Origin of the sequence: Ureibacillus sp. FSL W8-0352 (assembly GCF_038004345.1) — a bacterium.
GTDB classification, from domain to species: Bacteria; Bacillota; Bacilli; order Bacillales_A; family Planococcaceae; genus Ureibacillus; species Ureibacillus thermosphaericus.
The window spans coordinates 3,054,079-3,068,957 of record NZ_JBBOQT010000001.1 but is presented as its reverse complement, the minus strand read 5'-3'; the positions used below and the strand labels follow the sequence as shown (position 1 = coordinate 3,068,957).

14 protein-coding genes are annotated in these 14,879 nt (G+C 36.2%); 4 read left to right on the top strand and 10 right to left on the bottom strand.

The window, feature by feature from the left end:
* Window positions 1-20: 20 nt before the first annotated feature.
* From NST98_RS15500 to speB, 5 genes are all read right to left on the bottom strand, one after another.
* Window positions 21-899, bottom strand: a complete 879-nt coding sequence (locus NST98_RS15500; protein WP_340434832.1) for a transporter substrate-binding domain-containing protein — start codon at window positions 897-899, stop codon at window positions 21-23.
* A gap of 18 nt (window positions 900-917) precedes the next feature.
* Window positions 918-2,090 (bottom strand): acyl-CoA dehydrogenase family protein, encoded by a 1,173-nt coding sequence (locus NST98_RS15495; protein ID WP_340704498.1) that lies wholly within the window; start codon window positions 2,088-2,090, stop codon window positions 918-920.
* Window positions 2,091-2,407: 317 nt separating this feature from the next.
* Complete coding sequence (gene argS, locus NST98_RS15490; protein ID WP_340715494.1) at window positions 2,408-4,075, bottom strand: arginine--tRNA ligase; 1,668 nt, start codon at window positions 4,073-4,075, stop codon at window positions 2,408-2,410.
* Window positions 4,072-4,509 carry a DUF1934 domain-containing protein gene (locus tag NST98_RS15485; protein WP_340715493.1) on the bottom strand — a complete coding sequence of 146 codons (438 nt, stop codon included), beginning with the start codon at window positions 4,507-4,509 and terminating at the stop codon, window positions 4,072-4,074. Before NST98_RS15485 ends, argS begins: the two co-directional genes overlap by 4 nt.
* A 199-nt stretch (window positions 4,510-4,708) precedes the next feature.
* A complete protein-coding gene (gene speB / locus NST98_RS15480) occupies window positions 4,709-5,581 on the bottom strand; it encodes an agmatinase (protein WP_340704499.1) in 873 nt (290 codons plus the stop codon).
* 285 nt (window positions 5,582-5,866) lie between these two features.
* On the opposite strand from speB, the gene NST98_RS15475 reads away from it, so the two are divergent.
* A complete protein-coding gene (locus tag NST98_RS15475) occupies window positions 5,867-7,924 on the top strand; it encodes a transglycosylase domain-containing protein (protein WP_340715492.1) in 2,058 nt (685 codons plus the stop codon).
* 303 nt (window positions 7,925-8,227) lie between these two features.
* Here the strand turns inward: NST98_RS15475 and NST98_RS15470 are convergent, their stop codons facing one another.
* A complete protein-coding gene (locus tag NST98_RS15470) occupies window positions 8,228-8,749 on the bottom strand; it encodes a YwhD family protein (protein ID WP_340704501.1) in 522 nt (173 codons plus the stop codon).
* 70 nt (window positions 8,750-8,819) lie between these two features.
* Here NST98_RS15470 and NST98_RS15465 point away from each other — a divergent pair, with 70 nt between their 5' ends.
* The gene (locus NST98_RS15465) at window positions 8,820-9,005 is read left to right on the top strand and encodes a 2-hydroxymuconate tautomerase (RefSeq protein ID WP_016837291.1); all 186 of its coding nucleotides are present in this window, start codon (window positions 8,820-8,822) and stop codon (window positions 9,003-9,005) included.
* 44 nt (window positions 9,006-9,049) lie between these two features.
* Here NST98_RS15465 and NST98_RS15460 read toward each other — a convergent pair whose 3' ends face one another.
* The 3 genes from NST98_RS15460 to NST98_RS15450 form a co-directional block, all read right to left on the bottom strand.
* Window positions 9,050-10,249 (bottom strand): polysaccharide deacetylase family protein, encoded by a 1,200-nt coding sequence (locus NST98_RS15460; protein WP_340715491.1) that lies wholly within the window; start codon window positions 10,247-10,249, stop codon window positions 9,050-9,052.
* A gap of 146 nt (window positions 10,250-10,395) precedes the next feature.
* Entirely contained in the window at window positions 10,396-11,700 is a 1,305-nt protein-coding gene (locus tag NST98_RS15455; RefSeq protein WP_340715753.1) for an HD domain-containing protein, read from the bottom strand.
* A gap of 253 nt (window positions 11,701-11,953) precedes the next feature.
* Window positions 11,954-12,184 carry a DUF1450 domain-containing protein gene (locus NST98_RS15450; protein WP_016837294.1) on the bottom strand — a complete coding sequence of 77 codons (231 nt, stop codon included), beginning with the start codon at window positions 12,182-12,184 and terminating at the stop codon, window positions 11,954-11,956.
* A 249-nt stretch (window positions 12,185-12,433) separates the two neighbouring features.
* On the opposite strand from NST98_RS15450, the gene NST98_RS15445 reads away from it, so the two are divergent.
* Entirely contained in the window at window positions 12,434-13,093 is a 660-nt protein-coding gene (locus tag NST98_RS15445) for an RsfA family transcriptional regulator (protein ID WP_340715490.1), read from the top strand.
* 7 nt (window positions 13,094-13,100) lie between these two features.
* Here the strand turns inward: NST98_RS15445 and NST98_RS15440 are convergent, their stop codons facing one another.
* Complete coding sequence (locus NST98_RS15440) at window positions 13,101-13,934, bottom strand: lipoate--protein ligase family protein (protein ID WP_340715489.1); 834 nt, start codon at window positions 13,932-13,934, stop codon at window positions 13,101-13,103.
* A gap of 181 nt (window positions 13,935-14,115) precedes the next feature.
* On the opposite strand from NST98_RS15440, the gene hemQ reads away from it, so the two are divergent.
* On the top strand, window positions 14,116-14,868 hold the full coding sequence (hemQ, locus tag NST98_RS15435; RefSeq protein WP_096550296.1) for a hydrogen peroxide-dependent heme synthase: 753 nt from the start codon (window positions 14,116-14,118) through the stop codon (window positions 14,866-14,868).
* The last annotated feature ends 11 nt before the right edge of the window (window positions 14,869-14,879 follow it).

Here is a 14,879-nt window from a genome sequence, read left to right as displayed (position 1 = left end):
CAGCCCGTATATCAAGATGATTATTTAGACTGACCTTCTACTCTTTCTAATACTTCAAATAGGTCACGTCCATAGTGTTTAACCATTAATTCGTTTAATGCATTTGTTTGTTTAATTTCTTTAATTACTTCGTCGAAAGCATCTGCCAATTCTTGATTGTTTTTGTTAAATAATGTCCAAGTTTTGATCACAGTGAACTCGTTATACACTACTTCGTCTTTTAGATTATGGTAAGGACCTTCTGGATCGTTGATTTGTTTATCGATAACTGGTTCAAGTGCAATTGCACCATCTGCACGTCCTTCGTTTACCCATTGTACAGCGTCCACAGCAAATGTATCGCCAGCAACTAATTTCACTTGGTTATCTGGATTTTCTTCGTTGTATTTCGCTACTACTGTGTATTGAGCGTTATTAGCTGCAATTGGAGCTAATTCTAAACCAGCAGCTGCGAAATCGGATAAATCTTTAATATGTTCATTTTCTTTTTTCAATAGTAATCCAACGCTGCTTAATCCTGTGAATTCTTTAGGGAAAACATATTTTTCTGCACGTTCATCTGTATAGAAAATGTTTTTAACCCCTAAATCGTATTTCCCTTGTTCTACACCGATTAATAAATCATCATCTGTAGTTCCGATATATTCAAATTCATAGTCTTCCAATTTTTCATCAACAAGTCTTAGCATATCTAATTCGTATCCTGCTGGTTCACCGTTTTCATCTTGATACGTAATCGGCTTCCAAGAAATTGCATAAGCGACTTTAATTTTTTTCACATCCGATGAATCTTGGGAAGTTTCTTTATCAGTAGATTTTTCATCTCCGCCACCACATGCAGCAAGGGATGCTGCTAGTAAACCAATCGCTCCTAATTTAAAAAATTTTTTAAAATTCATTGTTGTTTCCTCCTAAAATTATAATTTTAATGCTGATTCTGCTAATTGTTTTATTGTTAAATCATCCATTGGTGGATTATGAAGTCCTGCACGAACATCGCGATAATATCGTTGAAGTGGATTGTTGCGTTGTAAACTTCTTGCTCCTGCCACGCGCATTGCTTTATCCACGACTTGAATTGCATTATTTGTAACGGTATATTTTGCTACATTGACTGCATTTGCAATGTTGGCAGCATCTTCTGTTGAAATTTCACCTTTTTGCATTAAATCGATACAACTTTGGGCTGCACCATAAAGGGTATAGCGAGCTTGCATCAGTAGCAAATCAATTTCTCCAATTAATGCTTGAACGTTTGGTAATGTTGCAATCGTTCCTTTAATGCTATTTGGTGAGTGGGTATTGGCAAATTCCACTGCATAATCGCGTGCTGCTTGCGCAATTCCTAGATATGTAGCAGGAATGATTAATAACCATCCATTCAATTTAAAGCCTGTTTGGTATTTCGGAATTTCTACCAAATTTGACTCATCTACTTCTACATTTTCTAAAACTAGATCGTGACTGCCTGTCGATTTCATGGCAATGACATCCCAAGTTTCATCGATTGAAAGGCCTTCTGTATCTTTATGAATTAGAAAGTTTCCAATATTTTCGATCTCTGGTATCCAAGCAGTTACTAAAAAATAATCTAACTCAGGTGAACATGTTGCATAAGCTTTACGACCATTGATTACCCATTTGTTCCCTTTCTTCACAGCGCTTGTTCCAGGACGGCCACCACGGACTGGACTTCCTGTAATGACTTCACTGAAAATTTTATTGATGATAGCACCGTTTTTTACATCATTTGCAAATTCTTTAAGCTTTTCTTCTGCCCAGCTTTTCGTTTCATAGACATCCCCTACCGTGAGCAGAGTCCATCCAATGGAAAGAGCTGTACTGCCATCATAACTACCTAACGTTTCTTGCAGTAATATGGCATCATAAACATTCATCCCCTCGCCACCATATTCTGTAGGCAAAGTAACTTTTGGATATCCAATCTCACGTAACCTTTTTATATTTTCATGAGGGAAAATCGATTCTTCATCGTTTCGTTGGGCATTTTCTTTTATAGCTTTTTCTAAAACAGCTAACTTTTCAAGCCATTCCCGTTGTTTTTCGGTTTTTATAAATAGTTCTTTCAAGTAAGATTTACCTGCCTTTCACAATAAAAAGGGATCTCTTATTTTTCCAACAAAAAAACTCAACTTAATGATATTTACTACGTCATGATTTTACTTTTTTCGACATTATTAGTCAATATATTCTTAGTTCATTAGTCGGAATTGTTATTTTATAGAAACTACAACTTTATCAATCACTTAATACCAACTTGTTTAGTTGGATTTATATTAATCAAATTTTACTCAATCGTACATTCAATGTCAATATAATTCCTATAAATTTTATAAGAATACAAAAGAAAAAACCAGCCCCTATTATGAAGCTGGTTTAAAACAAATTACATTTTTTCTGGTGCTGAAACGCCGATTAGTCTTAATGCGTTGGCAAGAGTTACTCGAACAGCTTGAATTAATGAAAGACGCGCTTCTGTTAATTCTTTATTATCCGGATTTAACACTTTTTCCGCGTTGTAGAAGCTGTGGAATGCCGCTGCTAATTCTTGAATATAGTTCGCAATGCGGTGAGGAGTGCGATGTTTTGCTGCTTCTGCTACGATTTGTGGAAAAGTACCTACCTTTTTCAACACTTCCTCTGATTTTTCATCCGTTAATAAATGTAAGTTTTCTAATGACGCTTGGAATCCTTGTTCTTCTGCACTGCGCAAAATAGAACAAATACGTGCATGAGCGTATTGTGCGTAGTATACAGGGTTTTCGTTTGATTCTGCAACAGCAAGATCAAGGTCAAAGTCCATATGGGAATCGCAAGCGGTTTTCACGAAGTAGTATCGTACTGCATCAAGCCCTACTTCTTCCACCAGCTCACGCATTGTTACAGCATTACCTGTACGTTTACTCATTTTATATTTTTCGCCGTTTTTATAAAGCTGCACCATTTGGATGACTTCGACTTCTAATTTATCACGATCATAGCCAAGAGCTTGAATTGCCGCTTTCATACGCGGAATATAACCATGATGGTCTGCTCCCCAAACGTTAATCAGTTTATCGAAGCCTCGTTGAATTTTATCTTCATGGTATGCAATATCTGGTGTTAAGTATGTGTATGAACCGTCTGATTTAATGAGAACGCGGTCTTTATCGTCGCCAAATGTTGTTGAGCGGAACCAAGTCGCTCCATCCTGTTCATAAACGTGGCCGTTTTCTCTTAATTTATTTAAAGCGTGGTCAATTTTTCCATTTTTATATAATGAAGTTTCGGAATACCATACATCAAATCGAACTCTGAAATTTTCTAAGTCCTTTTTCAATTTTTCTAATTCAAGAGCTAATCCATTTTCACGGAAGAAGTTAAAACGTTCTTCATCGGATTTTTCTAAAATAGAATCGCCGTATCGTTCAACAAGTTTGTTTGCAATCTCAATAATGTCTTGGCCATAGTAGCCATCTTCCGGCATTTCCGCATCAAGTCCCAACGCTTGTTTGTAACGCGCTTCTAGGGAATAAGCCAAGTTGTTAATTTGATTTCCCGCATCGTTAATGTAATATTCACGAGTAACGTCATATCCTGCAAAATCTAAAACATTGCAAAGGGAGTCGCCGAATGCAGCACCGCGAGCATGTCCTAAGTGAAGGTCACCTGTTGGATTCGCCGATACAAACTCCACTTGAATTTTTTCTCCGCCTCCGCTATTTGAGCGACCATAATTTTCACCTTGTTCGAACACCGCTTTTACAATATCTGCAAGGAAATCTTTGCGAACAAAGATGTTGATGAAGCCCGGTCCTGCAATCTCAACTTTTTCAATATCAGTTCCTTCTGTTTCTAAATTTTCAACAATTGCTTCTGCTATTTGGCGTGGGGGTTTTTTTGCTAGCTTCGTTAGTTGCATCGCCAAGTTTGTTGCGAAGTCACCTTTTGTTTGATCTTTTGGCACTTCAATATGAACTTGAAAATCCGTTCCTTCTTCTAAAATTTGCGCTTTTAAAACAGCAGCTTTTAAAGCGTTTTTCAATGATTCTTGCAATTGTCCTACTGCATTCATGCTTGTCCCTCCGTGTATTGTATTTCCAATGTATAATGACCGACTGATTGTCCACTAATAATTAAATCATATTGCACATTAAATCTGCCACTTATATTATCTTCATCTACATGTTCGAACCCTAGGTGATAAGTTTTTGTTTGCAATGGCAACGTGCCATACATTGTGTCGTAGTGACCATTTTGTTTACATTCTGTGCTAAAAGGCAGCCGCATGTTGACAGCTCCACATCGCAAAATGAGTGCATCGTCGTTATTCATTTTTACTGTTGTACGAATTGTTTGGTCTTCTATTATTTCTTCATAGCGTAAATACATTTTACCGTTCTTTTTTAGCCAAATACCTTGAAGCCACAGTTCATATGTTTCCCCGTCCCCTTCAATTGGGCAAATCGTCGAAATGACTTTTATTTTTACGTTTTTTTCAACACTCATTTCCTGTGGGCACTCCTTATGTATTACTATAACTTATACATTATATTATTGCCTTGCAAGAAATTTCAAGGGAACGAATGAAAATTCAAAATATCAAGGCGTTGGCTTCATTTTAAACGGTTTTCCTTCTGATTAGGAAAAAATATCAAATAAAAAAGCGATTAAAGTTTTCCAATGAACTTTAATCGCCTCAAGATTTTTATTTAATCCAACCTAGAATCATTTCTCTTAATAGTTTGGAAGCCGTATTGGCTGTCATTTCAGAGTGGTCGTATACAGGAGCTACTTCTACTAAGTCAAAACCAACGACATTTACTTCACTTCTTGCAATTTCATGGATTGATGCAAGCAGTTCTTTTGATGTAATGCCGCCGCAATCTACTGTACCAGTTCCAGGAGCAAATGCAGGATCTAGCACATCGATATCCGTTGTGATATAAACGTTGCGACCTTTAAGCGTTGGAAGTACTTCTTTTAAAGGCTCTAACACTTCAAATTTCGCAATATACATGCCGTTTTCTTTCGCCCATTCAAATTCTTCTTTAAGTCCAGAACGAATACCGAAAGAATATACATTATGAGGACCAATCAATTCCGCAATTTTTCGGATTGGCGTAGCATGGCTTAATGGCTCTCCTTCATAATCTGTGCGCAAATCCGTATGTGCATCAAAATGAAGGATGGCTAAATCTGGGTATTTTTCATAAACAGCTTTCATTACAGGCCAAGACACTAAATGCTCTCCACCCATGCCGACAGGAATTTTCCCATCTGCTAACACTTTCTTTACAAACTTTTCAATTTCATCTAATGATTTTTGAGCATTCCCAAATGGAAGTGGAATATCCCCTGCATCGAAAAATTTTACTTCTTCTAATTCACGGTCTAGATATGGGCTATATTCTTCCAATCCAACAGAAACTTCACGAATTCTTGCGGGACCGAAGCGAGAACCTGGGCGGAAACTTACTGTCCAATCCATCGGCATACCATATAGGACTGCCTTTGATTCTTCGTAATTAGGATGGCTTTTTATAAAAACATTGCCAGAATATGTTTCGTCAAATCTCATATGAATCACCTACTCTATTCATCTTTTACTTACACTAATTCTAGTACCTATTACTTGAAAGCTAAAAATTGCGAATCCAAAAGAATTCGGAACTTTTTTCGACATTTTTCGTATTCACTATTGATTACGAAAACAAAAACTTCATTTCAAGTTGAAACAATTTTCATACAGAAAAAGTATAGACGTTTTTAGACAAAAGGCAACAGTTTTTTTATGTATATTTTCGATTAAACAGTAAATTTCAAGTCCATACTATGATTAGTTGATTGAAAAGAGGTGAAATGGATGGGTAGACGTAGTTATCAGCGGCATATTCGACGAAAAAAAAAGATTCGAAATATTGCTTTTTACTCGATTGCCTTTCTATGTGCAATTGTCGTATCGTTTGTTGGTTTAAGAATCTATGCGCAAGTTGCTGGAGCTCCACCACTCATCATAACGAAAGCATCCGTATTCTTAGACCGGAACGGCAATCAAATTGGCGATTATTTTACTGCTGAACGTCGATATTGGAAAGAACTAGATGAAATTTCACCTTATTTAATAGAGGCAACGATTGCAGTGGAAGATAAAGATTTCTATCAACATAATGGTTTTGATTATTCAAGAATTGCGAGTGCCGTTTTAAATGACTTAAAAACGCGCAGTAAAGCAGAAGGTGCAAGTACAATCACCCAGCAATTAGCACGGAATCTATATTTAACTTTAGAAAAAACATGGTCTCGTAAAATAATGGAAGCACTTTACGCCTATCGTTTGGAACTCTTTTATTCTAAAGATGAAATACTAGAAGCCTATTTGAATACAGTGAACTACGGTCACGGCATGTATGGAGCTGAAGCAGCAAGTAGATATTACTTTGGTAAATCCGCAAGCGATTTAACGTTAGCTGAATCTGCTTTGCTTGCGGGCATCCCTAAAGGGCCAAGTATCTATTCTCCTCTTAATAATTATGACAAAGCCTTTAATCGTCAAAAGTTAATCTTATCGTTAATGGAAGATCAAAATAAAATTTCAAGTGCAGAAAAGGAACGCGCATTATCTGAAAACATCGTGTTAAAAAATGATCAATGGACTGCTTCTAAAACGATTGCGCCTTATTTCTTGGATGTTGTGTGGCAAGAAGCGACGAAAATTTTGGAAGAGAAAAAACTCAATATTCGAGAAGGGGGTTGGATTATTAAAACGACATTAAACCAAGCTCACCAAAAGGCTGCTGAAGAGGCAATTAATAAAAATATGCCTGATAATGAATTACAAGTGGGACTTGTCAGCATGGATGTAGAAACTGGTCAAGTAACCGCCCTTGTCGGTGGACGTAATTATCGAGAAAGTTCCTATAATCGCGTAACACAAGCACTTCGTCAACCCGGTTCTGCGATAAAACCAATCCTGTATGCAGCAGCACTGGAAAATGGCTTTACACCGCTCACCTATTTAGACGTAGGTGAAACGATTTTTACTTACGATGATGGACGGGCTACCTACAAGCCACAAAACGTCAATGGAAAATTTGCAGATGGCGACATGTCGATGGCTCAGGCGATTGCGATTTCAGATAATATTTACGCAGTTAAAACATTAGAACAAATCGGCTACGATAAATTCCGAGAAATCTCTGAAAGATTTAATTTAAGATATTCCAACAAAGACAATCCATCCATGGCGCTCGGAACGATTGAAAACTCGTTATATGACTTAACAAATGCTTACAATATCATTGCTGCAAAAGGGCAATATCGAAAACCGACTACAATTCTATCAATTCATAATGCGGAAGGCGAACTTGTGTATGAATATGAAGAACCTTCTGAAGAACAAGTCATTTCTGAACAAGATGCTTTCCTATTAACTCAAATGATGACAGGCATTTTTGACCCGATATTCAGTGATTATTCCCCTGCAACTGGGGTTTCCCTTCGTTCAAGAATGACGCATACGTATGCGGCAAAATCGGGAACAACGGTTTCAGATCAATGGTTGATTGGTTATAGTCCTTCCATTACGACAGGAGTTTGGAACGGCTATGATCAAGGAAAAACGTTATCTTCTTCTTCCGATATGTCCGCCCATAAACAAGTATGGATTGATTTTATGGAGGCCGTTCATCGTGATAAACCGAATGAATCTTTTGAAGTACCAAAAGGCGTCAGAGGGGTTATGATTGATATTGAAACGGGTAAACTTGCGACAGACGCATGCCCAAAACAACGTCTCATGTATTTAAAGGAAGAAGATATTCCGACGAAAAAATGTACAGACTTTGATTTCTTTCATGAAGATGGTTGGAATGGTCTTTTTGAATTATTTCCATTCGAGTCATTAAAAGGTTTGTTTAATTAAAAAAGATAAAAAAATAAGCTTTCTCTTTCTTGGAATTTTCACGAAAGAGAAAGCTTTTTTCGTAAACAGAGATAAATGAGACATTTTGCTTGGGAAAATAAAATGCCACATTGATTCTACTCTATCTACTAAATGTCCTTGTCCTAGCTATACTATTATTTTAGCTATAAATTCAGTGTACTTATTTTTTAGAATGGTTTCAACAAAGGAATGAATATTACAACGTTTCGTCACAATTCTGACACTTTTAAATACTTTTTTCACAAATCCTATTGACAATAAAATCTGCTGTTTATATATTTTTTATTTTTTTATAGCTAATTCATCTTTTAATTGTTGACTGCTTCGTTCCCACATGCCGAGATCGTGATTTTGTAGAAAATCCGCCAATATTTTTTTCGATTCATCGTCCATATGATCGACAACAATTTTGCGTTTTAATGATTTGTCCATTTTATTTACATGGTCGGCAAGTATCTTATAACCTCTGCGCTTTTCTTTATTGACAACCATTTCGCATGCTGCAACCCCTGCGTAATATGGTCCATCTTCTTTTATATCGACAGTGACCCATACAAGCCAATATGGTTTACCGCCAGCTGAATCTTCACGGTTTGTCGTAAATTTAATGCGTTTTTCCACTTCACTCTTGGCATGCATTGCTCCCATATCGATAAATGCATGTTTTTCTTCTATATCAATAAATACTGGCGTTACATTCTCCAATGATATTGTACCTATTCCAAATCCTTTATGACCATCTGTTGGATCGTTTTTTATAATGGTAAAAGACATTTTTTGTTTTGGTTTTTCTTCATTTGTCATATTGTCATCCCCTCCATTTAAACCTATTATAATGATTATACTTCAAATTTATCCACTAGGAGGTTGCGTCATGCCAGTAGTTACAATCAAAATGTTAGAAGGTCGCACAGATGAACAGAAAAAGGCGATGGTTGAAAAAGTTACAGAAGCTCTAGTTGAAACAATTAATGCAAAACCTGAAGCGGTAACAATTATTATTGAAGAAATGTCTAAAAATCATTATGCAACAGGCGGCGTTCGCGCTTCAGATAAGTAATGTACAAAAGGATGAGGGTGACCAATTCGGCACCCTCAAATTTTTTAATTGCTCACTTTTTTTGCAAATTCATTAATGGAAAGCCCCGGCTCAATTCCTAAACGCTCGAGTGTGTATAAATCTTCCCCTAAATTCACTTTTCCTCTTCTCGTAGAAACAGCCATTCGATAACCTGCTTTTTTCACTGTATCAATAAAGCGTTGATCATACTGACCAAAAGGATAGGCAAAATAATTTGTACCTAAAATATTTTGACTTGTTAATAAGTCTTCATATAATTCTTCCCTTGAAACTGTAAGCCCCTTCGCTTTATTACCGATTAAACTGTGTAAGTTGTGGGTATGGCTACCGTAGTGAAAGACATCGCTCATCTCATCCATATCTTGTTGACTGAAAAAACGCAGCGTGTCCCATTGAAAAGGCTGTTTTGATTTCGGAATTCTACTCGTAATAATAAATTGTTCCGCAATGAAGCCATATTGCTTTAACACTGGATATGCATATTCCCTAATACTTGTAATCCCATCATCAAAGGTCAGCACAACTGCTTTCGCAGGGAGATTTACTTGTTTATGTAAATATCGTTCTAAGTCATATAGCGAAATCGTCTCAAACTGATTTTTCTTCAACCACTCCATCTGGCTGTTAAATTCTGTTGTTGTGATCGTTGTTGAAGCATTCGCATATACAGAATTTGCTTTTTCTTCCGGTGTTAAAATATGGTGGTACATCAATATCGGTATACCGTTATCAACACTTGTTCTTGCTTTTGGCATATAGCCAATTCGACCGCCAACATCTACCTTCCAGAAGTTTCCGAACTCACTAATCACCGGATATCGTAATCCTGCCTTAATGGATACCATTGGAACTAATTTTCCGGAAGTATTATCATATACTTCTAAATCGTAATTGATTAATACCGTTTGATTTGAATTTTTTGCATTTGTATTGACGTTACGGGTTGTCCATGTTTCTGATTGATAAACATCGCTTTTACTTATATAGGCATAGCCGTTTCCAAATTTTATTTCCCACCAATCTTGTTCATATTCTTTATTAATAACAAGCGGCTGATCTTTTTTCATGGTGGCAACAGGAATAAATTCACCAGTACGATTATCAAAAATTTTGACGTTATCCTGCAATGGGACGGCATAACGAACCGTACTTGCTTCCCCCATATTTATAGCCATAAAAACAAGCGGAAGCAATAAAGCGATCATTTTATGAGCGATTTTCATGTCGTTAATCCTTTCTAAAAATATTAAATATATTATTATCCTATTATAATATAATTTCTAAATCATTACAGAAAACTTTAAATCTTCCATATCCCCATGATTAATTCGTGAATTAAGCAAAAAGAATAACACCTTCCAAAAAGGTGCTATTTTGTTTCGTTCAATAATTTCTCGATTTCTACTTTCAAGTATTGATCTAAAGTTGAATCCATTAATACTTCTTTTGGATAATAGACTTTATGATCTTTTTTCATGCGGCCTGCGATAGCATCAACAATATAAGATTCCTTTGATAGCTCTCTAATTTCACCATTAGGCATTTCTAAAAAAATCGGCATTCGGTTCGTTTCTTCATCCGGTTCATAGTAATCGTAAGGTAAGTCAGAAGTGCAATCATGATAAATATAGTATTCTGTTTCAATACCAGCTTGTTGGAATAAATTTTTTAATTTCTCAAAGCGCTCCATCTCTTCTTCTGGATTGAGATTAATATACTCAAACAGTTTGCGGGTCACGAATCTCGTACTCAAATCTTGTAAAATAGGATCCTTTTCTTTCATCCACAATTTAAAATAAGTGATCAATAAATATTCGTCTAATTCAAGGTAATCTTCTACCGTTATATTATTTTCAAAAAAGGATTTAAAATGAACGGGTTCGACAGTAAATTGATAACCTTGCTCATATAAATGCTTCGTTCTTTTCAAGATGTTATTTAATAATACTTCCGCACTTCGAGAAACCGGGTGGAAATAGACTTGCAAATACATTTGATAGCGGGACATGATATAGTCTTCCACCGCATGCATTCCACTTGATTTAATAACAACTTTTCCTTTTCTCGGCCGCATTACTCTAAGAATTCTTTCCATATCGAAATGTCCATAACTAACGCCAGTATAATATGCATCTCTTTGTAAGTAATCCATTCGATCCGCATCTATTTGGCTGGAAATCAAGCTTACGACCAGTTGATTTTCATAGGTTTTTTCAATGACTTGTGCCACTTTTTCAGGAAAATCTTCCGATACTCTTTTTAATACCGTATTGACTTCTGTTTCTCCTAATAATATTTGCCTCGTAAAATATTCATGATCTGTTTTAAATACATTTTCAAAGGCATGAGAAAATGGTCCGTGGCCTAAATCGTGGAGTAGTGCTGCACATAGCACAAGAAGTCGCTCATCATCATTCCAATCAGGTCTTCCATGGAATACATCATCCACAATGCGACGAACGACTTCATATACACCTAAAGAATGGTTAAAGCGACTATGCTCTGCACCATGAAATACAAGGTAAGTTGTACCTAATTGGCGAATTCGACGCAACCGTTGAAATTCTTTTGTTCCAATTAAATCCCAAATCACTTGGTCACGAACATGAACATATCGGTGCACGGGATCTTTAAATACTTTTTCTTCTGCAAGTTTTCTTTTTGCATATTCCACCAAAATGACTGCACCTCGTTCCTTCCAATTCTTACTATCTATTATAAGAAAGTTTCTATTTTTTTACACGTAAATGGTATCATTCAGAGAAGTTTTTTTAGTATCGTTTCAAATTGTAAGAAACCGCAAGTAAATACAAGAACTTTCAAGTATTTTGTAGATTTCCCCAAATCCTTCGTTTAAAAACAACGCATTTTTCAAAAACTAATAAAAAAACAAGCTACCTTCTACCACAATAGAAAGTAGCTTTTGTTTAATCCATTTTTAATTTCGCTTTGACTTTTTCCATTAATTCTTCTTCTGTTAATGCATTGACTGGTCTCCCGTTGACGAAAGTAAACGTTTTCTTGCGACCAGGCCCGCAATATGATTGGCAGCCTATGACAATCGTTGCATCAGGATCAAGCTTTTTTAATTTAGGAATCAACGTTTTTAAATTGACGGCTTGACATTCATCGCAAACTTTAAATTCGTTTGCCGCCATAAGATCAACAACCCTTTCTATAATACAAATTCAATTCTACTTTTAGCCTAAGTGATATTTTAGACCATTACGTTACAACGATTCAAGTAAAAAAGACAAATATCCATCAAAGAACTGAAATGCATTTACGAAAGGAGCATTTAGTAAATTCATATAAAAATTTTAAAATAAAAATGAATAAATTTGGAACTTGTTGGACACGATAAGTTTTGATAATAAAAAACTACTATATTAACAGGAGGTTAAACGATGGTTAAAGTTCGACAAGATGCTTGGCTGAAAGAAAACGATGAACTACTTGCTGAAGCAGTATTAAGACATGTGAAAGAAGGCAGTACTCAACTAAACGCTTTTGAGGAAGCAGGAGACAAATTAAATAGAACTGCAGCAGCATGTGGTTTCCGATGGAATGCCGTTGTTCGCAAACGCTATGAAAAAGAACTAGAAGAAGCGAAAAGAATTCGTAAAGAGCGAATGAAATTATTAGGGATGAACGGTAGAAGACGTTCACCAGGTGTTTATTTACTGCCTAGCAGTGATGGAGAACAATCCAAGCCCATCTCCTTATCTGATATGAATTTAGATATTGTTATTGCTTATTTGTTGCGTTTACAGTCTCAAAGTGGACATGACAATGAAGTTACTAAATGGCGTCAAATCGCAAACTCTGCTACTGAAAAAATAAAAGAATTAGAAAAAGAAATAGAAAGAATGCGCAAGGAAAACAAACAAATCCGGGATGATTACGAACAATTCGTTCAAATCATGAATCGCGCTCGCAGACTTGTTACGTTGGAAGATGAAGAACCGCGCATTGCACCTGTTTTCAAAATGGAGAAGAACGGAAACTTAGTAGCTGATTATACTCACATGAATTCTAGTAAAGAAAACGTAGATGTGCCGAACTAATGCACATCTACTTATTTTTTCCAATCAATTTGTCATTACGCTCCAATACTCTCTTTAAATAAAAAGAATATAAATCTAATTCCTCCTCCAGCAGCGGCTGAAACAAAACGTTTCCAGAAAGTGAAGCGAGCAATTGTTGAACTTGGAAGACTGTTTCTTGAACAGTAATGGGGCGATTTAACAATTCGCTTAAACTAGCCATCACTTCCGGCTGAACGTTCGGATATTGGAATTTAGTTTGTACATCTTTTAAACTCGTTTCATACAATGCTCGAATCAGTTCTGCTCGCTCGCTTCCACTTCCTTCAATACATAAATAAATCTGTACAGCAACCCCATTTCGTATTCGACGTTGAGAAATCCCTGCAAACTTTTTTCCTCCGATGCTTAAATCATATGAACCTGGGCAATATGAGCCGACAATTTCATAGGCTTCGATTTGATGTGCAGCTTCTGAAAATAACAACTTAATAAATTGAAACATTAATTCATAGCCAGTATTTATACTAATGGAACCTGGTGCTTCTGAAAGGACAATGGAAATATTTAATACGCCTCGATCGAGTACAACTGCAAGACCACCAGAATTTCGGACAATCGCTTCATAATGTACTTTTTTTAATCCTTCAATTCCCTCTTGAATGTATGGCATTCGATGATCCTGAATACCAAGTACAACGTAAGGATGATGCACCCATGTGCGAACAACTGGAAAAGACAAGCCTTGGCCCACTAAATGGCAAAGGGTATCATCCATCGCAAAAGACTCGAGTGGGGTACGGTTAAAAGACATTGACTGATCGATAAAACGCCACGTTTTTTGCTGTAATAATGTTTGCATTGTATATACTCCCTGTATATTAATAAGCGTCTCTATTTCAAGGATACACAAAAGTATTTTTGAATGAAAGTAAATGATTTCATGAAAGGTTCATTAATTTTAAGTTTATTTGCAAGGAATATTTTATAATTTATGCTAAGATTATTGTGAATGATTATCAATTCGAAGGAGTGTTAAAGCAATGAGCGAAGCAGCATTAACTTTAGATGGCTGGTACTGTCTGCACGATTTTCGTGCAATGGATTGGGCTTCTTGGAAATTAATCTCTGAAGAGGAACGCCAAGCAGCGATTGAAGAATTTAATCAATATCTAGATAAATTAAATCAAGTTCACGAAGCTAAAACTGGTTCTCATGCCTTTTATTCTACAATTGGCCAAAAAGCGGACTTTATGTTAATGATTCTTCGTGAAACGCCTGAAGAAATTCACGAATTAGAAACTGAATTTAATAAATTAAAAATAGCTGATTTTACAATTCCAACATATACTTATTTCTCTGTTGTGGAACTCTCAAACTATTTAGCAAGCGATTCGAACGAAGATCCATACCAAAATCCATATGTTCGTTCACGTTTATATCCGGAACTACCTCGAACTAAATATGTTTGTTTCTATCCAATGGACAAGCGCCGTCAAGGTAATGACAACTGGTACATGTTGCCAATGTCTGAACGCCGTAATTTAATGCGCTCTCATGGTGAAATTGGACGCAAATATGCTGGAAAAGTAAAACAAATTATTTCTGGTTCTACTGGTTTAGATGACCACGAATGGGGCGTAACATTATTCTCAGATGATATGCTTCAATTTAAGAAAATTGTTTATGAAATGCGCTTTGATGAAGCTTCTGCCCGCTTCGGAGAATTTGGCGAGTTCCTCGTTGGCAACTTATTAGATCAAGAAAAATTCGCAAAATTACTTGAAATTCGGTAATTAAAAAAGCG